This window comes from Monashia sp. HAY1-5C, from assembly GCF_056755255.1.
Genome location: NZ_JBPGXG010000052.1, coordinates 1 through 20,577, shown reverse-complemented (window position 1 = coordinate 20,577; position 20,577 = coordinate 1). Strand labels below are relative to the sequence as shown.

The window sequence follows — 20,577 nt, the reverse complement described above, 5'->3', positions numbered from 1 at the left end:
CGTCAGCAGCACGGGTCGCCGCGCCAGCTCTGCACGCCCTCGCGCACGGCGACCGCCGCGATGACGAGCGCGGCGACGGCGTCGAGCCACCACCAGCCGAACGCGGCGTTGGCGAGCAGCCCGACGAGCAGCACCGCCGACAGGTACGTGCACAGCAGGGTCTGGGTGCCGTCGGCGACGACGGCGCCGGAGCCGAGCGCACGTCCGGTGCGACGCTGCGAGTGCGAGAGCACCGGCATGACCAGCAGCGACAGCGCCGCGAGGGCGATCCCGACGACCGACGCGTCGGGCTGCTCCCGCGTCACCAGGGCGCGCAGCGACTCGACGGTGACGTACGCGGCCAGGACGAGGAACGAGACGGCGATGACGCGTCTGGCCCGGTGCTCGCGCTCCTCCGGGACCGCGTGGCCGAACTGCCAGAGGATGACGAGACCGCTCATCACCTCGACGGTCGAGTCGAGCCCGAAGCCGATGAGGGCCGTCGAGTCGGCGACGCGTCCGGCGGCGACGGCCACGACGGCCTCGACGACGTTGTACGCGACCGACGTCGCGGCGAGCAGCCGGGCCCGTCGCGCCAGGACCGCCCGCCGGGACGGCGTCAGCAGCGAGAACACCTGGGGCGTCGGCGCGCTCACCAGTCGGCCCCGGTGCAGGCGGAGCGGTCGGTGGTCTCGACCTGGAGCGTGGCGTGCGCGATGTGGAACCGCTCGCGCAGCACGCCCCCGGCGGCTTCGAGCACCCGGGCGGACGGCTCGGAGGCGGTGGTGACGAGGTGCGCCGTGGCGACGTCCATGCCCGAGGTGAGGGTCCACACGTGCAGGTCGTGGACCTCGACGACGCCGGGGACGCCGGCAAGGGCATCGGCGAGGTCGTCCGGCGCGATGCCGGCCGGTGCGTGCTGCCCGAGCACGGCGACGACCTCGCGCCCCAGCCCGAGGGCACGGACGGCGACGAACACGGCGATGGCGAGGGCGACACCGGTGTCCCACCAGGCGCTCCCGGTGACCCGCACGAGCAGCGCGGCCACGACCACACCGACCGACCCGACGGTGTCGGCGACGACCTCGAGGTAGGCGCCCTTGACGTTGAGGCTCTCGCCCGCCCCACCACGGAGCAGGAGGAGGGCGGCGGCGTTGAGGACGAGTCCGAGGAGGCCGACGACGAACATCGTCCCCGACGCGACGGAGGGCACGGTGCCGATGCGTCCGACCGCCTCCACGACGATGTAGACCGACACCCCGAGCATGAGCAGCACGGCCAGGCCGGAGGCGAACACCTCGGCGCGGTAGGAGCCGAAGGTGCGGCGCCCGGTCGTGTCGGCCCGTGCCGCGATGCGCGTCGCGACGAGGGCCGCTCCGAGGGTCACGACGTCGGCGGCCATGTGCCCGGCGTCGGACAGGAGTGCGAGCGAGCCGGAGACGAGGCCGGCGGCGAGCTCGACGACGAAGAAGGCGGCGACGAGGACGAACGCGACGGCGAGCCGCCACCGGTGGCGCCCGCCGGCGTGCCCGTGCGCGTGCCCGTGAGAGTGCCCGTGCGAGTGGTTGTGGCTCACCGGGCGACCCCGTCGTGGAGGGCGTGCTCGCGCGTGACGTCGAGCAGGAGCCGGACGTGGGCGTCGGAAAGGCGGTAGAAGACGTTGCGGCCCTCGCGCCTGCCGGTGACGACACCGGACGCGCGGAGCAGCCGGAGCGCCTGCGACACGGTCGCCTCCGCGGTGGTCGTCGCGGCGGCGAGGTCGCAGACGCACAGCTCGCCGGCTTCGAGGAGGGCGTAGAGGAGGCGGGCGCGCGTCGGGTCGCCGAGCAGCTTGAAGACGCTCGTGACCCGGGCGAGCTCGTCGGCGCCGGGCGCGTGCTCGGAGGCGAGCGCGACCTTCTCGGGGTGCACGCAGGGGGTGGTGCAGGCGTCCAGGCCGGCGACCGTCGACATGGAGTCGTCCTCTCATCTGACTGGATGTTCAGATGTCACTGTCGTGGACGGGGCCCGCCGGTGTCAACAGCGCGGCAGACTGGCGGCCATGCTGCGACTGACGGTGACGGTGCCGGCCGCCCTGACCGACGAGGTGACGGGCCTGCTCGCGGACTCGACCGCCGTGAGCACGCTCGTCGTGCACCGTGGCGCCGCGATCCGCCCGGCCGGTGACGTGGTCGAGGCCGACGTCGCGCGCGAAGGGGCCAACCACCTCGTCGACGCGCTCCGCGACCTCGGCGTCCACGAGGAGGGCTCGCTGCACGTCGAGCCGGTGCCCACGTGGATCTCGAGGGCGGGCTTCGAGGCCGACGAGACGACCCCGGGCAGCAGCGCCGACGCCGTCGTGTGGGCCGAGGTCGCCCAGCGCTCCTACGAGGACAGCGAGCTCAACTGGACGTTCCTGTCCTTCATGTCGCTCGCGACGCTCATCGCCGGCATCGCCATCGTCCTCGACAGCCAGATCCTCGTCATCGGCGCCATGGTGCTCGGCCCGGAGTTCGGCGCGGTCGCGGCCCTCGGTGTGGCGCTCGTGCGGCGCCGGGCCCTGTTGTTCGGGGTCGCCGCGCGGGCCCTCGTCGTCGGGTTCGCGGTGGCGATCGTCGTGACCTGCCTGGCCGGCCTGGTCGGGCGCGCCCTCGGGTGGGTCACGCTCGAGGACATCACCGGCGAGCGGCCGGCCACCGACTTCATCTACACGCCGGACCGGTGGTCGTTCATCGTCGCCGTGCTCGCCGCGGCGGCCGGCGTGCTCTCCCTCACCTCCGCGCGGGTGGGTGGCCTGAGCGGAGTCTTCATCTCGGTCACGACGATCCCGGCGGCCGGCAACGTCGGCCTCGGGCTGGCGTTCGGCGCGTGGGGCGAGGTGCGCGGCAGCGGCCTGCAGCTGGTCGTCAACCTCGTCGGGATGGCCCTGGCCGGCTGGCTGACGCTCGCCCTGCAGAGGGCCGTGTGGTCCCGCGTCCCGGCGCCGCGCTCGCACTCGCGGCTGAGCCGTCGGGTCCATGCGGACCCCCCGCGGCGGCGCGAGAACTGAGGTCCGGGTAGCGGTCGGACGTGGGGTTGACAGCGACCTCGGCCGTCCCTATGTTAACGCTCACATCGCGCGGTCGGACGCCCACGAGGACGGTCCGACGCGGTGACACCCGGACGCAGTGCCCTTCGCTCGTGGCTTCCCGCCGCGTGCCCGACAAGGAAGTCACCGGCATGTCCGACACGACGCTGCGCGGGTTCTCCCGGCGTCCCCTCGCGGTCCTCGCCACCCTGGCCCTGGCCCTCCCGCTGGCGGTCTCGACGGTCGTCGCCGCGGCCGCCCCGACACGGGCCGCGGGTGCCGAGTCCTCGCTGGACCAGGGTCTCGTCGTCCGGTACGCGCTCGACCAGACCTCCGGCACGACGGTGCCCGACGCGTCCGGCCACGGCCGCGACGCCACGGTCAGCGGCGACACCACGTGGCTCGGCGCCGAGGGGCTGGGCCTCGGCGGCACGAACGGCCACCTGCGCCTGCCCAACGACCTGATGAGCGGCCTCACGGCCATCACGGTGTCGACGCAGGTGTGGATCGACCCGGCACAGGCCACGCCGTACTTCGTCTGGGGCCTCGGCAACACCGCGAGCGGGGCCGGCAACGGTTACCTCTTCACGACCGGCAACGCCTACCGCACCTCGATCGCGAGCGGCAACTGGTCCACCGAGCAGACCGTCACGGCCGGCCGCAACGTCGACCGCGGCCAGTGGCGCACCCTGACCTACACGCTCGACGCCGGCACCGCCGTGCTGTACGAGGACGGCGTCGAGGTCGGGCGCCGGACCGGAGTCACCCTGACACCCGGATCGATCGGCGGCGGGACGACCACGGCCAACTACCTCGGCCGCTCGGTCTACACCGCGGACAGGTACCTCAAGGGCAGGGTGCGCGACTTCCGCGTCTACGACAGGGCCCTCACCGGCGACGAGGCGCGGCAGCTCGGCGCGCTGACCGCCTCGCTGCGCGTGGCCTCCGACGCCGCGGCTCTCGACCTCGGTGACACCTCGGCCGTCACCGACGACCTTCCGTTGTCGACGAAGGGTGCCGGCGGCTCGACCGTCGCCTGGGCCTCGAGCGACCCGGGCGTCGTGGCCCCCGACGGAACGGTGACGCGTCCGGCCCCCGGCGCCGGGAACTCCACCGTCACGCTGACGGCCACCGTCTCGTACGCCGCGTCCTCGGCGACGAAGACGTTCACCGTCACGGTGCTGCAGGACATCACGGCGGAGCAGAAGGTCGCGAACGCCCTTGCGGCCGTGTCGATCCCGGATGCCACTGCCGTCCGCGGCAACGTCACGCTCCCGACGGCCGGAGCGCGCGGCGTCACCCTGTCGTGGACGACGAAGGACCCCGAGGTCGTCACGGCGACCGGTGAGGTGACGCGGCCGCCCTACGGCAGCAAGGCGGCCGCCGGTCGCCTCGTGGTCCGCGCCACGCTCGGCTCCGTGTCCGACACCCGCAACCTCACCCTGACCGTCCTGCCGCTGCCGAAGAAGGAGGCCCTCGAGGGCTACGCCTTCGCGTACTTCACCGGCGAGGGCACGGCCGACGGTGAGCAGATCTACATGGCGGCGAGCCGGGGCAACGACCCGCTCCACTGGGACGAGCTCAACGGTGGGCGGCCCGTCCTCACCTCGACCGAGGGCGAGGAGGGGGTCCGTGACCCCTTCGTCATCCGCAGCCCCGAGGGCGACCGCTTCTTCCTCATCGCGACCGACCTCAAGATCTACGGCAACGGTGACTGGGACCGCAGCCAGCGCACCGGCAGCCGCTACATCGAGGTGTGGGAGTCGACCGACCTCGTCAACTGGGGGCAGCAGCGTCACGTCCTCGTCTCGCCGAAGGAGGCCGGCAACACGTGGGCGCCCGAGGCGTACTACGACGACACCATCGGCGCCTACGTCGTCTTCTGGGCCTCCAAGCTCTACGCCGCGGACGACCCGCAGCACACCGGCAGCACGTACAACACGATGCAGTACGCGACGACCCGCGACTTCCGCACCTTCAGCGAGCCCAAGGTCTGGGTCGACCCCGGGTACTCGGTCATCGACTCCACGGTCATCAAGAACGGCGACACGTACTACCGGTTCACCAAGGACGAGCGGAACAACACCTCGTCGACGCCGTGCAGCAAGTTCATCCTCGAGCAGAGGTCGACGTCCTTGCGCTCGACCGACTGGGGCTTCGTCAAGGACTGCATCGGCAAGGCGACCGCGACGAGCCCGGGCATCAACCAGGGCGAGGGGCCGACGGTGTTCAAGTCGAACACCGAGGACAAGTGGTACGTCTTCATCGACGAGTTCGGCGGGCGCGGCTACGTCCCGTTCGAGACCACGGACCTGGATGCCGGCACCTTCACGATGTCGCAGGACTACCAGCTCCCGGGTCGGCCCCGACACGGCACCGTGCTGCCCGTGACGAAGGCCGAGCTCGAGCGGCTGCGGACCGGGCCGTCGCCCGCGCCGACGACGAGGAAGGGCGTCATCGCCGACTACCGCTTCGCCACGACGGCCGGGGGCACGGCGACCAGCGTTCCCGACGCGTCCGGCAACCAGCGCCCGGCGACGCTCAGGGGCGATGCGACGCGCACGACCGACGCGCTCCGGCTCGGCGGCACCGACGGCTACGTCGACCTGCCCGACAACCTCCTCGCCGGACTCGACGCCGTCACGGTGTCGACCCAGGTGTGGATCGACCCCAGCCAGCCGACGCCGTACTTCCTCTGGGGCCTCGGCAACACGCTGAACGGGTCCGGCACCGGGTACCTCTTCGCCACGGGCGACGCCTACCGCACGGCCATCGCTTCGGGGAACTGGTCGACGGAGCAGAACACGACGTCCGGACGCGACCTGCCGCGCGGTTCGTGGCACACCCTGACCTACACGCTCGCCGGCGGCACCGCGGTGCTCTACCTCGACGGGGCACAGGTCGCCCGCACCACGAACGTCACGGTGACGCCGGGGCAGCTCGGGGACGGCGTGACGACCGCCGGCTACGTGGGCCGCTCCCTGTACACGGGCGACCACTACCTCAAGGGCCGGGTCCGGTCGTTCACCCTGTGGAACCGTGGCCTCTCGGCCGAGGAGGTGCTCGCGCTGCCGGGCAACGAGACCGCGATCGGGTCGGTGACGCTCGACGCGCTCAGGGTGCCGGCGATCATCGACTCCACCGCGGGCACCGTCACGCTGCCGGTGAAGCCGGGCGCCGACGTCCGCCACCTCGCGCCGACGTTCGGCGTGCCGGGCGAGGCACGGGTGACGCCCGGCAACGGCTCGACCCAGGACTTCTCGACGCCCGTGACCTACACGGTGACCGGGGCCGACGGGACGACGCGGGCGTGGAAGGTCAGCGCGGTGGTCATGAACAGCCCGGTCCTGCCCGGCTACAACGCCGACCCGAACATCGTCCGGTTCGGGGACACGTACTGGATCTACGCGACGACGGATGGCTTCGAGGGCTGGTCGAGCACGACGTTCACGACGTGGTCGAGCACGGACCTCGTCCACTGGACCGCGCACCCGGTCATCCTCGACCTCGGGCCGGACGTCACGTGGGCCGACGGCCGGGCCTGGGCACCGGCGGCGCTCGAGAAGGACGGCCGGTACTACCTCTACTTCTGTGCGGACGCGAAGATCGGTGTGGCCGTTGCGGACTCGCCCGCCGGGCCCTTCCGGGACGCCATCGGCAAGCCGCTCGTCGCGTCGAACCCGAACGGCGGCCAGGCCATCGACCCGGCGGTCTTCACCGACGACGACGGCCAGAGCTACCTCTACTGGGGCAACGGCAACGCGTACGTCGTGCCCCTGAACGCCGACCTGACCTCGTACGACCCGGCCAGGGTGGTCCGGCTCACCGGGCTCACCGACTTCCGCGAGGGCCTGTTCATGCACAAGCGGAACGGCAAGTACTACCTGTCGTGGTCGATCGATGACACGCGCAGCGAGAACTACCGGGTCGGCTACGCGACGATGACGAGCCCCCTCGGGGCGGGCCTGGTCAACCGCGGGGTCATCCTGTCGAAAGACCCGTCGCTCGGCATCCTCGGCACCGGCCACCACTCGGTGGTCCAGGTGCCCGGCACCGACGACTGGTACATCGCCTACCACCGGTTCGCGATCCCCGGCGGCGACGGCATGCACCGCGAGGTGACCATCGACCGGCTCCGCTACAACCCGGACGGCACGATCGCCCCCGTCGTGCCGACCCTCGGGAGCGTCCCACCGCTGCGCTGACGGTGGTGACGTGACCCCACCGGTCGGCCCGCCTCCCCTCCAGCGGGCCGACCGAGTGGCCAGTGACATGCTGCGCCGCCGGCGGCGTGTCCCGGAACGACGCGTCGATCGAGTCGACCAACCACGGGTGAGCAACCCTGGGCGACGGTGACGTGCCCTCGCCGTGACCTGACGACGGCCTGCCCTGACGCGCGTCGAGATGCCCTACCCGCTGCCTAACCAGTGCGCGATCCTGCGCTTTGCGGCCGCCTAATGGACGGCCCGGGTGGGCCCGAGCCCGCCCGGGCCCGATCGCGCGCACCCGTCGGCCCGAGGGCTTGCTGCGGGCGACGGTGCGGGTCGAGACGTCGCGGTTCGCGGGGAAGAGGTCGAGGCCGGATAGAGCTCAGTACCGGGACGGCTCGTCCCGCGCTGGTCCAGGTCGACCGCGTGGCCGAGCTCGCACGTGTCTGACGCAATGGGTGCACGGATCAGCAAGAGACGATACCCGAGGTCGGCTCGGCGGCACATAGGTGTCGCGAAATCCGCTGGGGCTCAGAAGAATTGGTTGTGGACAACGGTTCCGATACCATTCGAACACCTGTACGATAAAGGTATGTCGCAGGAGGTGATCGAGCAGGACTGGGACCTCGTCGCGTCCCTGGCCGCCGACCTGCACGATGCGCACGCCCGCCTCGTCGAGGCCGTCGCCGCCGCGCTGGTCGAGGGGTCCTGGCAGGCGGCCGGGATCCGCTCTCCGGAGCACTGGCTCGTCGTGCGGGCCGGGCTCTCGCGCGGGCAGGCCGCCGCGGTCGTGCTGCTGGCCCGGCGGGCGGCCGAGCTGCCGGCCACCACCGCCTTGCTGCGCGAGGGCCGGATCAGCCTGGACCAGGCCGCGGTGGTGGCCCGGCACACCCCGGCCGCCTTCGACGAGACGGTCGCCGAGTTCGCCCGGCACGCGACGGTCCCGCAGCTGCAACGCACCGTCACCCGCTACGACTTCACCCTCGAACCTCGCCTCCTCGACGACGACGGCAACCTCCTGCCCGCCGAACGACCCACCGGTCCCGACGCCGGCGCCGAGCACGAGGCCGGGCCCGCGCGGCCGCAGCTCGTCGCCCCGGCGTCGTTGAGCATGGGAACCGGCCCCGACGGCCGGTTCCGGCTGCGGTACGAGGCGCCCGCCGAGGTCGGCGCGCTCGTGCGGGCCGCGCTCGCCGAGGCCAAGGACCACCTCTTCCGCGCTACCGGGCAGGGCCCGGACCGGCACGAGGTCATCGAGGAGGTCATCGAGGGCGACCCGGCCGCCCATCCCGGCCCGCACCGGGTCACCTGGGCCGACGCGCTCGTCCTGCTCGCGACCCGCTCCCTCGAGTCCGGAACCGCCCCCACGCGCGCCCGACGCGCCCGCTACCGGGTCCAGGTCCACCTGGACACCGACGGCGGCTGGCTCACCGGCACCCCGCGCCTGCCCCGCCACATCGCCGACGGGCTCACGTGCGACGGCACCCTGACCCCGGTCTGGCAGACCGAGGGGCACCCGGTCAACGTCGGCCGCAGCCATCGGGTCGTGCCGCACCGGACCCGGGTCCTCGTGCTGGACCGCGACCGCGGCTGCCGCTTCCCCGGTTGCCGGGCCAGCACCGACATCCACCTCGAGGTCCACCACCTCACGCACTGGCGCGACGGTGGGCCCACCGACCTGGCCAACCTGCTGTGCCTGTGCACCTTCCACCACGACGGCCACCACCGCGGCGAGTACACCATCACCGGCGACCCCACCAAGGCGGACGGGCTCGACTTCGCCAGCCGGTACGGGCTCGCGATCGGGCCGCCGGCCCGGCCACCCCGAGCCGACCGACGACCCGCCACGCACCACAGGTCAACCGAACCCGCCGGGCCAGCCGAATCGGCCAAGGCATGGCGCCCGGGCCCACCACCGCACCCACGCCCACGCCCACAGCCGCGCCTCGGGCGCACCTACCCTGCCCCGACCGGCGGCACCCTGCACCTGCACCTCGTCGACTTCACCCCCACCCGCGCCGCCCCGGCACCGGGCTGACCCGACGAGACGGGTGCCAGGGCGAACTCGGCTCGCCGACGTACGCGCCGACGTGCGCCGAGGTCGGGTCAGGGGGTCGTCGGGGTCGGAGTCGGAGGAGGCGGCGGCGGGAGGACGTAGGTCGTCGACAGGGCGCCGTTGACGAGGGCGAGGAAGGTGCCCGTCTCCTGCCGGATGACGGCGTAGCGCGCCGCTGCCTGCGGTGACCCCGCCTCGGCCTCACGCGTGGCGGCGTCGGCGAAGAGCCGGAGCGAGGACAGCCGCGCGTAGTACGTCGGGGCGTCGAGGCCCGGTGGTGGAGCGCCCGCGGCGAGCACGGCGAAGTGGTGGGTCAGCGCGTCGAGGCGTACGGCGGCCTCGCTGCCGGCCAAGGGCATCCGGTCGAGCAGGCGGATGTCGCCGAGCAGCGCGGAGTACCCGGCCAGAGCCGTCGCCCGGTTGAACACCGTCGTGCGCGTCAGGGCAGGTCGCGGGAGCATCGTCACGGTCACGGTCGGGGTTGCTCGCACGGTGACCGTCGAGGTCACCGGCACCGTGGTCGTCCGCGTGACGGCCTGCGTCTGCGTCACGGTCACGCTCACGGTGGCGGTGCCGCCGGCTCCCTGCGGCGCGGCCTGGCTCAGCTCGACGGAGGGCTTGCCGGCGGTGCACCCGGTCAGCGACCCGGTCAACGCCGCTGCGAGTGCGGCTCCGAGCAGGCCGACGCGTGCGGCACGGACGTGGTGCACGGTCGCCTCCTCGGTCGTCGGCTCGGGCGGTCGGTGCCCGGTCCGACGATTGTCGTCACGGCGTCGCTCGTTCGGGCCGGAACGCGCGAAACGGGTTCGACCGCGCGCAGGCACGCGGCACCGGGTGCCGGCCGGTCAGAGCAACGAGCTGGGGTCGTCGGGGATGTCGGCGGCGTAGTCCTGGAGCAGCTGGAGCGGCACGATCTCGAGCGCCTTCTCGTGGGTCGCAGCGAGGAACACCGGCGCGGCCACACCGTCCTGCTGGGCCTGCAGCCACCGCGCGGCGACGACGCACCACCGGTCCCCGGGCGTCAGGCCCGGGAAGCGCCACTCGGGCCGTGGCGTCACGAGGTCGTTGCCGACGGAGCGCTGGTGGTCGAGGAACTCGCGGGTGGCGACGACGCAGATGGTGTGGCTGCCGCGGTCCTCGGGTCCGGTCGTGCACCAGCCGTCGCGGTAGAAGCCGGTCAGGGGGTCGGTGCCGCACGGTTCGAGGTCGCCGCCGAGCACGTTGCGCTCCCGCCGATCCGCCATGGCCTCAAGGTAGCGCGCCGTCCGGAACGGCGACGTCATCGGCGACCCGGGCCCGCCGCGTGGCTAGGCTGGGCCCATGCCGGCGATGCGCGACTGGGACGCCTACGAGCAGGACTACGTCGACGCGTGCCGTTCCCGCGTCGAGACGCAGGTGGCGATGTTCCGCGAGGTCGCCCAGGCGTCCCGGGACCACGGCGACGCCGACGTCGTGCTCCTCGAGGGCGCCCTGGAGTCGCTCGAGTCCGAGTACTTCAACAACATGGTCATCGTCCTCGAGCGCTACTTCGACCACCGGCTCCGGGCGCTCGAGGGCAGGGACGGCGGGGCGGTCCAGGAAGTGCGGGCCATCGTCCGCTCCCTGCTCGAGAACGGCGGCACGCTGGACGCGGAGGCCCGGCTCGCCTCCGATCCGGCCCGCTCGGTCCTCGGGCTCGCGCCGGGTGACCCCATCCGGCTGACGCTCGGGCAGTACGTGCGCCTCTCCGACGCGTTCTTCCGCGAGATCGAGAGCCGCTTCCCGCAGGGCGGGCAGGGCTGACGCGTCGTGCCCGGTCCACCGCTGCCCGACGAGGTCACCGCGTTCCTCGCCCGACCCAACCACGCCACCATGAGCACGGTGCGCCGTGACGGCCAGCCCGTGTCGGTCCCGACCTGGTACCTCTTCGAGGACGGTCAGGTCCTCGTCAACCTCGACGCGGGACGCACCCGGCTCGCTCACCTGCGCCGTGAGCCGCGGGTCGCCCTGAGCGCCATGGACCCCGACGACTGGATCACGCACGTCAGCATCCAGGGCCACGTCGTCGAGCTCGTCGACGACGTCGACCTGCGCGACATCGACCGCATCGCGCGGCACTACACCGGGTCGCCGTACCGGGTGCGCGACCGAGCCCGGGTCACGGCCCGCATCGCGGTCGACCGCTGGCACGCGTGGGGCCGGCTCCGGGACGCCAGGTGAGGGAACGCGTCCGACGCGACCCCCTCGGGATCCCCCACCTGTGGGCCGACGACGTCATGGAGCTGGCTCGGGTACAGGGCCAGGTCACCGCCCTCGACCGTGCCTGGCAGGTGGAGAACCACCGGTGGCGCATGGAGGGACGTACCGCCGAGCACCTGGGCGCGGCAGGCGTGGACTGGGACCGGTTCGCACGACAGGTGCGGCTCGAGTGGACGGTCCGCCGCTGCTTCGAGAAGCTCGACGCCGAGACCCAGGAGTGGCTCTCGGCCTACGTCGACGGTGTGAACTCCACTCTCGCAGCAGGCCTTTCCGACTCCACCGAGATCCGGGCCCTCGGCCTCGAGGCCTACGCCGCCGCGCCCCGACCGTGGCAGCCGTGGACGCCCCTCGGCATCTTCTGGGGCATCCACCTGCTCTTCGGCACGTTCCCGTCGAAGCTGTTCAACGCCCACGTCGCCGAGCGGCTCGGCCCGCACGTCGTGCCGCTGCTGCGTACCGAGGGTTCCGACCGCTCGGGCAGCAACGCCTGGGTCGTCGCCGGGCACCGCACGGCCAGCGGGAAGCCGCTCGTCGCGGGTGACCCGCACCGGACCATCGAGCTGCCCGGGTGCTACCAGCAGGTCGGGCTCGCCTGCCCCGAGCTCGACGTCGTCGGCTTCACGTTCCCCGGCGTGCCCGGGGTCCAGCACTTCGCGCACACGGGCACGGTGGCGTGGGGCATCACCAACGCCATGGCCGACTACCAGGACCTCGCCACCGAGTCGCTGCGGGTCATCGGGCGTGACGCCGCCGGCGGACCCGTCGTCGAGGCACGCGGTGTCGAGGGCTGGGAGCCGGCCGAGGCGTCGACCGAGATCGTCCGCGTGCGGGGTGGCGACGACGTCGCCGTGCCCGTCGTCGTGACCCGACGCGGGCCGGTCGTCACCGGCGTGGAGGCGGCCCTCGAGGCGGCCCTCGAGGGCGGATCCCAGGCGAGGTCCGGCGAGCCACGGCGTCCGGCCCCCACACCGCCGGTGTACAGCCTGCGCACCCCGACGGGCGTCGAGCAGGACCTCGGCTTCTCGGCGCTGCTGCCCCTCCTGCGCGCCCGCACCGTCGAGGACGTCGAGGCGGCCCTCGCCCACTGGGTCGAGCCGGTCAACAGCGGCCTCGTCGCCGACGCGTCGGGACGCGTCCGCCACGTCGTCGCCGGACGGGTGCCCGACCGCGACCCCGCGGCCCTCGAGCTACCGCTGCCGGCGTGGGACCCGAGGCACGCGTGGCACGGCTACCGGACGCCTCCGGCCACCGACGTGGAGGACGTCATGGTGAGCGCCAACGACCGGGCGAGCGGTGGCGGCCTCGGCATCGACTACGCGACTCCCTTCCGCGCCGGCCGGATCCGTGAGCTCGTCGGGGACCGCACCGGTCTCACCGTCGAGGACTTCGCCGCGATCCACGTCGACACCCTCAACGGCCAGGTGGCCGCGATGCGTCCGCTCGTCGAGGCCGCCGTCGTGGAGGGCCGCGCCGCGGACGCCCGCGAGACCCTCCTCGCGTGGGACGGTCACAGCGACGTCGACAGCCACCCCGCGGCGCTCTTCGCCGCCTGGCGCACCGCGCTCGTCCGGTGGTTCGCCGAGCAGCCACCGCTGGCCGCGGTCTGCGAGCCGCTCGGCCACTCGCGCGTCTTCGCCGCGTGGACCAACCCGTTCGCCCAGCTCGGAGCCGGCTGGCACACCCTCGTCGAGGGCGCCGACGCGCTCGGCATCGACGTCCCGGCCGGCGTGGGCGTGGCGCTCGACCGCGCCGCTGCGTCGGTCGGGCCCGACGCCGTGTGGGGCGACCGGCACCGGCTCGACCCGTTCCACGCGCTCGACGGCCTCGCGAACCCCGACGGCTCCGAGGGCCTCGCGCGCTCCGCGGGCCTCGCGGGGGTGCCGACGGTGACGCCCCATCCCGTCCCCGGCGACAAGGGGTGCGTCCTCGCCGCGGCGAGCGCCCCGGGTGTCACGGACCGCGCCTACGGCGGCCCCGTGGCGCGTTACGTCTGGGACCTCGCCGACCGCTCGGCCAGCCGGTGGGTCGTTCCGCTCGGTGCCTCCGGTGTCGAGGGCGACCCGCACTTCTGCGACCAGACGGAGGCCTGGCTCGCGGGTCGCCTCTACCGCGTGCACGACCGGGACGACGCCTGACCCGCCACACTTGACCATTCTTTTACCTTTTACGGGACATATCCTGACTTTCCCCGTACGCTCGTCCTGACGGACCGGTGGGACGGTCCGCGGTGGTCGGGTCGAGGGTCCCGACCGTGAGGGGTGGAGGGGGTCCGGACGTGTCCTGGACGATGACGATTCCCGGTTTCGCACTCGATGCCGCGCTCGACCGTGCCTTGGTCCCGGTCGGGGTCGCCGGCGGCGAACGCCTCCTGCCCGACCCTGAGTGGCCGGTGCCGCCCCGCGGCTGGCACCTCTGGGCCGCGGCGCTCCCCGACCCCGGCTCGCGCCGCTCGCCGTCGGACGCCGCGTCCCGCGAGCCCGGCCACGGCGAGGTCGACGTCACCGGTGACGACGAGACGCGCCCCTTCGTCGAGGCCGACGACACGGCCTTCACCCTCCCGTCGCGTCCCGCGCACGCACCTCGCGACAGGGTCGACCTGCTCGGGGGCCGTGGCCGCCGCCTGCCCGAGGGCTCCGGTCTCGGCTTCACGCTCATGGCCGCCCTCGTCGTCCTCGGCACGCTCATCGGCGGACCCACCGGCGGCCTCGTGGTCCTCGGCGTCTCGACGCTCCTCGCCGCCTCCGCAGCGATCGTCCTCGGCCGACTGACGCTGCACCACGTCGGTGGCGCGCGCGGTGGCGGTGTGCTGCTCGTCGTCGCGGCCTGCGCCCTCATCGTCGGCTCCCTCGATGCGGCGGCCCGCCGGCTGGACGCCCCGCAGCACGACGTCTCCGTCCCCGTCCCTGTCTCCTCGCCCGCGGCCTCCGACCTCGTGTCGACGCCGACGGCCTCGACGGCGGTGACGGGGTCGACGCACCGCGAGAGCACCGAACTGGGCACCGAGCTGACCACCGAGCTGGGCATCGTCCCGTCGGTCACCGGGACGCTCCTGCCGCACGACGCGCCTCCGTCCGCGTCGATGCCGTCCGACCGACGGGCCACGCCGGCCACAGCGGCCGCGCGGGCCGCGGATGTCGCGGGCGGCGGGGCCACCCGGGCTCGTCCCTCGTCGGCGCCGGTCGCGCCGTCCCTGCCGGTGCTGCCGACAGACGCGTTCGCCCCCCGGCTGCCGGCCCTCGACGGCCTCGCCACGCCCCTCGAGCCCCTCGAGCCGCTCGCGTCGACGCCGGTCGGCGGCGTGGGTAACGCGGCGAAGAACACCGTGCAGCAGCGCGCGAACCACGGTGCGGAGGTCCTCGTGGAGAACCTGTCGGGGAACGCCGCCGGGCTCGGGGCGGCGACCGCCAGGCCCGCCGCCGGCGACGTCCTGGCCGCGCACCCGGCCCGCTGACCGGACCGCAGGCCGGAGCACAGACCGCAGCACAGGCCGGCCCCGGTGGGCGGCATCGGTGTGCCGCATGCGGAGCCGCCTCTCGTGCCGGTCGCGCTGTGCGAGAGTGACCCCGTGAGCACAACGACGCGGCGCTCGGCTGCCCTCTGGCTCGTCGGCGCCGCCCTCGTGGGTGCCGCTGCGGCCGTCCTCCACGTCCTGCGATCGGACTTCGGCGGCGGCCACGCGAGCCCGGGCCTCGCGGTGTCGGCCTACCTCGTCACCGGCCTCGCCGCCCTGATGCTCTACCACGGCATCGTCGTCGCGGCCCGGGCCCAGGACGCGGCGGCCCCCCGCGCGATCGAGGACGAGGTCGAGCCCTGGCCGCGCCCGGGCGACCCGTCCGACGGCACCGCGCTCGACCGCGACCGCGTCGACCCGGTGGACCCGGTGGACCCCCTCGACCCCCTCGACCACCCCGACGCCGCGACCACCCCGCCGGCCGTCGAGACGCACGAGGCCTACACCTTCCGGCGCGGCAAGCGCATCGGGCACGGCTGACGTCGTCGAGGCTGCTCGTCCGGCTGCGGTCGGTGGGCGCGGGCACAATGGCGGCATGACCGACGGCGCCACCCGCTGGGTGCTCCACGTCGACCTCGACCAGTTCATCGCGGCGGTCGAGGTGCTGCGACGCCCCGAGCTCGCCGGCCGGCCGGTCATCGTCGGCGGCCGTGGCGACCCCACGGAGCGGGCCGTCGTCTCGACGGCCAGCTACGAGGCACGCCGGTACGGCGTCGGGTCAGGCATGGCGCTGCGGATCGCGGCGCGCAAGGTGCCCGACGCCGTCATCCTGCCGGTCGACGCCGAGGCCTACACCGAGGCTTCCGGACGGGTCATGGACGCGCTGCGCTCGCTCGGGGTCGTTGTCGAGGTCCTCGGCTGGGACGAGGCGTTCCTCGGGGTCGAGACCGACGATCCCGAGGCGTTCGCCGGCCTGGTGCGCCAGACCGTGCTCGAGGCCACCGAGCTGCACTGCTCCGTCGGCATCGGCGACAACAAGGTGCGGGCCAAGATCGCGACCGGGTTCGGCAAGCCACGCGGCGTCTTCCGCCTCACGAGGGACAACTGGTTCGAGGTCATGGGGGACCGGCCGGTCATCGACCTGTGGGGCGTCGGGTCGCGGGTGTCGAAGCGGCTCGCCGCGCTCGGCCTCGACACGGTGCGCTCCCTGGCCGAGGCCGACGAGTCCGCCCTCGTCGGCGAGTTCGGCCCGCGCATGGGGGTCTGGTACCACCAGCTCGGCCGCGGCCTGGGGTCCGCGGTCGTCGACGACAGCCCATGGGTCGCCCGAGGCCACAGCCGCGAGACGACGTACCAGCAGAACCTGACGACGCCAGCCGAGGTGCAGGAGGCCGTCCGCGTGCTCGCCGCCCAGGTGTTCGCGGACACCGTCAAGGAGGGGCGACCGGTCTTCCGGGTCACCCTCAAGGTGCGGTATGCACCGTTCTTCACGCAGACGAAGGCCCGCAAGCTGGCGGCCCCGACGACCGACGTCGCCGACGTCGTCGCGGCCGCCGTCGAGCTCGCCGGTCGCCTCGACCCGGACCGCGAGGTGCGCCTGCTGGGGGTCCGGGCCGAGCTGGTCATGCCCGAGGAGGGCGACCCCGTCGAACGCACGCCGATCCGCGGTCGCCTCTGACGCCGCGCGACGAGCAGTGGCAGGACGCTGTCAGGTTCGTGGCCTACGGTCGTGCGCATGTCTTTGCGCGCGAGCAGCCCTGCCGAGGCCGGACGCCGGGTGGGCGGGTCGCGCCTGCTGCTGGCGGTCGTCGGCTGCGCGGTCGTCGTGGCGCTGCTCGCGGTCGTCCGCGACCCGCTCTACACGTGGACGGCTCACCTCGGTGACTCGCTGCCCGGCCCGGTCGGTGCCCTCGTGGAGGTCGCGGGCGAGCTCGGCATCCTCGCGCTCCTCGGCGCGGCCGGTCTGCTGGCCTGGCGCGCGCGGTCACGGGGGCTCGAGCACGTCGCCGTCGCGGTCGGCGCAGGCCTCAGCGTCGTCGGGGCGTACGCGCTGAGCGAGCTGGTCAAGGCCGTCGTCCGGGAGGAACGACCCTGCCGCACCCTCGCGGTGCACCCGCTCGCGGCCTGCCCAGCGGTGGGCGACTACTCGTGGCCGAGCAACCACGCCGTCATCGCCGCGGCGCTCGCGACGGCCGTCGTCGTCATGGTGCCCGTGTGGTGGCGGTTCGCCGCCCCCGTCGCCCTCACCGTCGCCGTCGCGCGGGTCCTGACCGGGGCGCACTACTGGCACGACGTCGTGACGGGCCTGGCCGTGGGCGTCCTCGTCGTGTGGTTCGCCACCTGGGCGCTCGTGCCCTGGCTGCACGATCGCCTCGAGGCCTGGGTCACGGCCTCGGCCCCCGACCCGGTGCGTCGTCTCGTCGGGGCGCCGGTGCACGACCGGGCCGACGCCTGAGGGTCCCGTGCGAGGCGTCCGGCTCGGCGGCGCGGCCGCAGGCAGGCGATGGCCCCGGGCGGCCGTCCACCCGGGGCCTCGTGCGTCGTGATGGTCAGCTCTCGGAGTCGGAGGACCCGCCCGACTCGATCGACTGGGTGCCACCGCCGTGCGAGACGGAGATCTTGCGCGGCTTGGCCTCCTCCGCGACCGGGATCACCAGGGTGAGGACGCCGTCACGGTAGTCCGCCTCGATGCGGTCGAGCGCGAGCCCGCGACCGAGCGACAGCTGGCGGGCGAAGGTGCCCGTCGGGCGCTCCCGCGAGAGCCACTGCGCGCCCTCGACCTCGGGGGCCGGGCGCTCGGCCCGGACCGTGAGGGTGCGGTCCTCGACATCGATGTCGATGCTCGAAGGGTCGACGCCCGGCAGGTCGATGCGGGCCACGAAGTTCTCGCCGGACCGGTAGAGGTCCATCGGCATGACGGCGCCGGCACTCGAGCGCAGGCCGTCGGTGAAGAGACGGTCGAACGTGCGGTCGAAAGTGCTGCGGAACGGGTCGAAGGTGGTGGTGCTCATGTCAGTTCTCCTCGATGAACGGTGGCCGTATCTGATGGGCCAACGGTGACCTTTCTTGAGTGGTAACCGCTCAACTTCGTGCTGTGTTCCCGAGGATACGACGGGTTCCGCGCCAGCTCAAGAGGGCCCCGACGGCAGAGGGCCCGGCGGTGGTCTCCCACCTCCGGGCCCTCCTCCCGTCCCCGCCGACCGACCGTCGGCGAAGGTCCCTGGCGTGCCTGCGCGGCGTCAGGCGCGCCCGTGGGCCGCCCGGCTGCGCCGGCTCAGCGCATCCACCGTCACGGCGAGGAGCAGGACCGCGCCGGTGATCATGTACCGCTCCGGGGAGCCGAGGTTGATGAGCGCGAGGCCGTTGCTGATCGACTGGATGACGAGGATGCCGAGCAGTGCCGCGTAGGCCGAGCCGCGCCCGCCGAAGAGGCTCGTCCCGCCGATGACCGCGGCCGCGATGGCGTTGAGGTTGGTGTCGGCGCCCCCGCTGCTCTGGTTGGCCGCCGCGAGGCGGGCCGCCGCGAAGATGCCGCCGAGGGCCGCGAACGTCGAGCACAGCGCGAAGACGGTGAGGTAGGTGCGCCGCACGTCGATGCCGGCCCGACGGGCGGCCTCGACGTTGCCGCCGACCGCCATGACCGAGCGCCCCCAGCTCGTGCGCCGGATCGCGAAGTCCATGACGACGACCAACGCGAGGAACACGAGGAACATGACCGACACGCCGCGGTCCTGGTTGAGCACCGCGATGGGCGCGAGCAGGACGACCGCGAGGAAGGCGGCGCGGGCCACGACGAAGCCCACCGGCGTCGTCGACAGGCCGGCCGCGTCTCGCCGGGCGTTCGCGCGCAGCCTGCTCGCGGCGTAGGCCGCCACCACGAGCGCGGCCAGGACGTAGGCGACGACCGGCGGCAGGAAGGTCTGCTGGGCGAAGGTGACCAGTCCGGACTGGAAGGGCAGGTTGATCGAGCCGGTCTCGCCGAGGACCTTCAGCTGCAGCCCGAGGAAGCCGAGCAGCCCGGCCAGGGTGATGACGAAGCTCGGCACCCCGAAGCGGGTGTAGACCGCGCCGTAGGCCAGGCCGATGACGGTGCCCGCGAGGATCGCCGCGACGATCGCGACGAGCGCCGGCCAGCCGCGCTCGACGGTCCCCACCGCCACGATCGCCGCCGCGAGGCCACTGATCGAGCCGACGGACAGGTCGATCTCGCCGAGCAGCAGCACGAGGACGATGCCGATCGAGATCGTGCCGATCGCCGCGCTCTGGAGGGTCAGGTTGACGAGGTTGCGCGGGGACAGGAACGCGTCGTTGAGGCTCTGGAAGACCACCCAGATGATGACGAGGCCGACGACGACCGGTAGCGCGCCGAGGTCACCGCTGCGCAGCCTCGCGAAGAAGGCCCGGGCGGCACCCGCCACGCCGGCCTCGGCGATGAGCCGTTCGTCCTGCAGGTCGGCGGGCAGGGCGGCGGCCCGGGCGGCCGGTTGGGCCGGCGTCGCGTGGGCGGCATCCTCGGCCCGAGCGGCGAGGCCGGCGCCTGCCGGTGCGGTCGAGTCCCGGGTGGGGTCGGGGGTCGTCGTGCTCATGACTGCTCCTGCGGCTCGGGCTGCTCGGTGTGCTGGTCGGGCTCGGGGTGCCCGGCATGGGCCCGTCGCGAGGCGCGCTCGGACACCGCGTTGGTCGTGGCGCCCGTGATCGCGGCGATGATCTCCTGCACGCTCGTGCGGCTGACGTCGAACGTGCCGTTGTTGCGTCCGAGGCGCAGCACCGTGACACGGTCCGCGACGGCCATGACGTCGCTCATGTTGTGGCTGATGAGGATGACGCCGAGGCCGTTCTCGCGCAGGCGCTCGACGAGGTTGAGCACCTCGGCGGTCTGGGCGACGCCGAGGGCCGCGGTCGGCTCGTCGAGCATGACGACCTTGGGGTCGCCGAGCAGCGAGCGGGCGATCGCGACCGTCTGGCGCTGGCCGCCCGAGAGGCTCGCGACGGGGATGCGGACCGAGGGGATCCGCGCCGAGAGCTGGCGCAGCAGGCGCCAGCTCTCCTTCTCCATCGTCACCTCGTCGAGGGCCCGACCGCTGTGCAGCTCGCGGCCGAGGAACAGGTTCGCGACGACGTCGAGGTTGTCGCAGAGGGCGAGGTCCTGGAACACCGTCGCGATGCCGAGTCGCTGGGCCTCCGCCGGGGATGTGACGCTCGCCGGCGCGCCGGCGAACTCCATGGTGCCGGCATCGGGGGTGTAGACCCCGGCGATCGTCTTGACGAGGGTCGACTTGCCGGCGCCGTTGTCGCCGACGAGGGCGACGACCTCGCCCGGGTGGACGTCGAAGTCGATGTTCGACAGGGCCTGGACCGCGCCGAAGCGTTTGGAGATGCCGCGCAGCGAGAGCACGGCCGTCTGCGTCGGTGCAGGAGGCGGCGAGATGGTGGCGGTCATGGCCGTCCTTCGGTCGGTGAGGGATCTGTCTCTTATACACATCTCCGAGCCCACGAGACGGAGCTACATCTGGGGGGGGGGTTTTTGGTTGGGGGGGGGGGGGGGGGGGGGGGGGGGGGGGGGGGGGGGGGGGGGGGGGGGGGGGGGGGGGGGGGGGGG

Annotated in this window: 18 protein-coding genes; 10 read left to right on the top strand and 8 right to left on the bottom strand. The window is 73.5% G+C overall.

What is annotated here, in order from left to right; all coding sequences use genetic code 11:
- Positions 1 to 2: 2 nt before the first annotated feature.
- Genes ACR9ZK_RS10075 through ACR9ZK_RS10065 form a run of 3 tightly spaced genes read right to left on the bottom strand, consistent with a single transcriptional unit; the run spans position 3 to position 1,932 of the window.
- Complete coding sequence (locus tag ACR9ZK_RS10075) at positions 3 to 635, bottom strand: cation efflux transmembrane domain-containing protein (RefSeq protein WP_481341762.1); 633 nt, start codon at positions 633 to 635, stop codon at positions 3 to 5.
- Positions 632 to 1,555, bottom strand: coding sequence for a cation diffusion facilitator family transporter (locus ACR9ZK_RS10070; protein ID WP_481341761.1), 924 nt, complete (start codon positions 1,553 to 1,555; stop codon positions 632 to 634). The genes ACR9ZK_RS10075 and ACR9ZK_RS10070 overlap by 4 nt, the downstream gene beginning before the upstream one ends.
- Positions 1,552 to 1,932, bottom strand: coding sequence for an ArsR/SmtB family transcription factor (locus ACR9ZK_RS10065; RefSeq protein ID WP_481341760.1), 381 nt, complete (start codon positions 1,930 to 1,932; stop codon positions 1,552 to 1,554). The genes ACR9ZK_RS10070 and ACR9ZK_RS10065 overlap by 4 nt, the downstream gene beginning before the upstream one ends.
- Before the next feature lie 88 nt (positions 1,933 to 2,020).
- On the opposite strand from ACR9ZK_RS10065, the gene ACR9ZK_RS10060 reads away from it, so the two are divergent.
- The 3 genes from ACR9ZK_RS10060 to ACR9ZK_RS10050 all read left to right on the top strand — a co-directional run bounded on the left by ACR9ZK_RS10060 (position 2,021) and on the right by ACR9ZK_RS10050 (position 9,271).
- Positions 2,021 to 3,007, top strand: coding sequence for a DUF389 domain-containing protein (locus ACR9ZK_RS10060; RefSeq protein ID WP_481341759.1), 987 nt, complete (start codon positions 2,021 to 2,023; stop codon positions 3,005 to 3,007).
- 131 nt (positions 3,008 to 3,138) lie between these two features.
- Positions 3,139 to 7,230 carry a family 43 glycosylhydrolase gene (locus tag ACR9ZK_RS10055; protein WP_481341758.1) on the top strand — a complete coding sequence of 1,364 codons (4,092 nt, stop codon included), beginning with the start codon at positions 3,139 to 3,141 and terminating at the stop codon, positions 7,228 to 7,230.
- Between the two features lie 595 nt (positions 7,231 to 7,825).
- Positions 7,826 to 9,271, top strand: coding sequence for an HNH endonuclease signature motif containing protein (locus ACR9ZK_RS10050; protein ID WP_481341757.1), 1,446 nt, complete (start codon positions 7,826 to 7,828; stop codon positions 9,269 to 9,271).
- Between the two features lie 68 nt (positions 9,272 to 9,339).
- On the opposite strand, the gene ACR9ZK_RS10045 is transcribed toward ACR9ZK_RS10050, so the two are convergent.
- Positions 9,340 to 9,999 (bottom strand): hypothetical protein, encoded by a 660-nt coding sequence (locus ACR9ZK_RS10045; RefSeq protein ID WP_481341756.1) that lies wholly within the window; start codon positions 9,997 to 9,999, stop codon positions 9,340 to 9,342.
- A gap of 135 nt (positions 10,000 to 10,134) precedes the next feature.
- Positions 10,135 to 10,533, bottom strand: a complete 399-nt coding sequence (locus tag ACR9ZK_RS10040; protein ID WP_481341755.1) for a DUF2237 family protein — start codon at positions 10,531 to 10,533, stop codon at positions 10,135 to 10,137.
- A gap of 76 nt (positions 10,534 to 10,609) precedes the next feature.
- Between ACR9ZK_RS10040 and ACR9ZK_RS10035 the strand changes: the two genes are divergently transcribed.
- The 7 genes from ACR9ZK_RS10035 (at position 10,610) to ACR9ZK_RS10005 (ending at position 17,433) form a co-directional block, all read left to right on the top strand.
- The gene (locus tag ACR9ZK_RS10035) at positions 10,610 to 11,071 is read left to right on the top strand and encodes a hypothetical protein (protein WP_481341754.1); all 462 of its coding nucleotides are present in this window, start codon (positions 10,610 to 10,612) and stop codon (positions 11,069 to 11,071) included.
- A gap of 6 nt (positions 11,072 to 11,077) precedes the next feature.
- Positions 11,078 to 11,488, top strand: a complete 411-nt coding sequence (locus tag ACR9ZK_RS10030; protein WP_481341753.1) for a TIGR03618 family F420-dependent PPOX class oxidoreductase — start codon at positions 11,078 to 11,080, stop codon at positions 11,486 to 11,488.
- Complete coding sequence (locus tag ACR9ZK_RS10025; RefSeq protein WP_481341752.1) at positions 11,485 to 13,662, top strand: penicillin acylase family protein; 2,178 nt, start codon at positions 11,485 to 11,487, stop codon at positions 13,660 to 13,662. Before ACR9ZK_RS10030 ends, ACR9ZK_RS10025 begins: the two co-directional genes overlap by 4 nt.
- A 152-nt stretch (positions 13,663 to 13,814) precedes the next feature.
- On the top strand, positions 13,815 to 14,978 hold the full coding sequence (locus ACR9ZK_RS10020) for a hypothetical protein (protein WP_481341751.1): 1,164 nt from the start codon (positions 13,815 to 13,817) through the stop codon (positions 14,976 to 14,978).
- Positions 14,979 to 15,092: 114 nt separating this feature from the next.
- Entirely contained in the window at positions 15,093 to 15,518 is a 426-nt protein-coding gene (locus ACR9ZK_RS10015) for a hypothetical protein (protein WP_481341750.1), read from the top strand.
- 55 nt (positions 15,519 to 15,573) lie between these two features.
- Positions 15,574 to 16,656, top strand: a complete 1,083-nt coding sequence (locus ACR9ZK_RS10010) for a DNA polymerase IV (protein WP_481341749.1) — start codon at positions 15,574 to 15,576, stop codon at positions 16,654 to 16,656.
- Between the two features lie 57 nt (positions 16,657 to 16,713).
- A complete protein-coding gene (locus ACR9ZK_RS10005) occupies positions 16,714 to 17,433 on the top strand; it encodes a phosphatase PAP2 family protein (protein WP_481341748.1) in 720 nt (239 codons plus the stop codon).
- A 94-nt stretch (positions 17,434 to 17,527) separates the two neighbouring features.
- Here ACR9ZK_RS10005 and ACR9ZK_RS10000 read toward each other — a convergent pair whose 3' ends face one another.
- From ACR9ZK_RS10000 to ACR9ZK_RS09990, 3 genes are all read right to left on the bottom strand, one after another.
- On the bottom strand, positions 17,528 to 17,989 hold the full coding sequence (locus ACR9ZK_RS10000; RefSeq protein WP_481341747.1) for an Hsp20/alpha crystallin family protein: 462 nt from the start codon (positions 17,987 to 17,989) through the stop codon (positions 17,528 to 17,530).
- A 228-nt stretch (positions 17,990 to 18,217) separates the two neighbouring features.
- A complete protein-coding gene (locus ACR9ZK_RS09995; RefSeq protein WP_481341746.1) occupies positions 18,218 to 19,564 on the bottom strand; it encodes a sugar ABC transporter permease in 1,347 nt (448 codons plus the stop codon).
- Positions 19,561 to 20,418, bottom strand: a complete 858-nt coding sequence (locus ACR9ZK_RS09990; RefSeq protein WP_481341767.1) for an ATP-binding cassette domain-containing protein — start codon at positions 20,416 to 20,418, stop codon at positions 19,561 to 19,563. The genes ACR9ZK_RS09995 and ACR9ZK_RS09990 overlap by 4 nt, the downstream gene beginning before the upstream one ends.
- Positions 20,419 to 20,577: the final 159 nt, after the last annotated feature.

What these genes read in the sequence shown, in the direction of transcription:
- ACR9ZK_RS10065 (WP_481341760.1), bottom strand. Translation starts at nt 1,932, where the DNA reads ATGTCGACGGTCGCCGGCCTGGACGCCTGCACCACCCCCTGCGTGCAC.
- ACR9ZK_RS10020 (WP_481341751.1), top strand. Translation starts at nt 13,815, where the DNA reads ATGACGATTCCCGGTTTCGCACTCGATGCCGCGCTCGACCGTGCCTTG.
- ACR9ZK_RS10040 (WP_481341755.1), bottom strand. Translation starts at nt 10,533, where the DNA reads ATGGCGGATCGGCGGGAGCGCAACGTGCTCGGCGGCGACCTCGAACCG.
- ACR9ZK_RS10060 (WP_481341759.1), top strand. Translation starts at nt 2,021, where the DNA reads ATGCTGCGACTGACGGTGACGGTGCCGGCCGCCCTGACCGACGAGGTG.
- ACR9ZK_RS10010 (WP_481341749.1), top strand. Translation starts at nt 15,574, where the DNA reads ATGACCGACGGCGCCACCCGCTGGGTGCTCCACGTCGACCTCGACCAG.
- ACR9ZK_RS10005 (WP_481341748.1), top strand. Translation starts at nt 16,714, where the DNA reads ATGTCTTTGCGCGCGAGCAGCCCTGCCGAGGCCGGACGCCGGGTGGGC.
- ACR9ZK_RS10000 (WP_481341747.1), bottom strand. Translation starts at nt 17,989, where the DNA reads ATGAGCACCACCACCTTCGACCCGTTCCGCAGCACTTTCGACCGCACG.
- ACR9ZK_RS10035 (WP_481341754.1), top strand. Translation starts at nt 10,610, where the DNA reads ATGCCGGCGATGCGCGACTGGGACGCCTACGAGCAGGACTACGTCGAC.
- ACR9ZK_RS10050 (WP_481341757.1), top strand. Translation starts at nt 7,826, where the DNA reads ATGTCGCAGGAGGTGATCGAGCAGGACTGGGACCTCGTCGCGTCCCTG.
- ACR9ZK_RS09990 (WP_481341767.1), bottom strand. Translation starts at nt 20,418, where the DNA reads ATGACCGCCACCATCTCGCCGCCTCCTGCACCGACGCAGACGGCCGTG.
- ACR9ZK_RS09995 (WP_481341746.1), bottom strand. Translation starts at nt 19,564, where the DNA reads ATGAGCACGACGACCCCCGACCCCACCCGGGACTCGACCGCACCGGCA.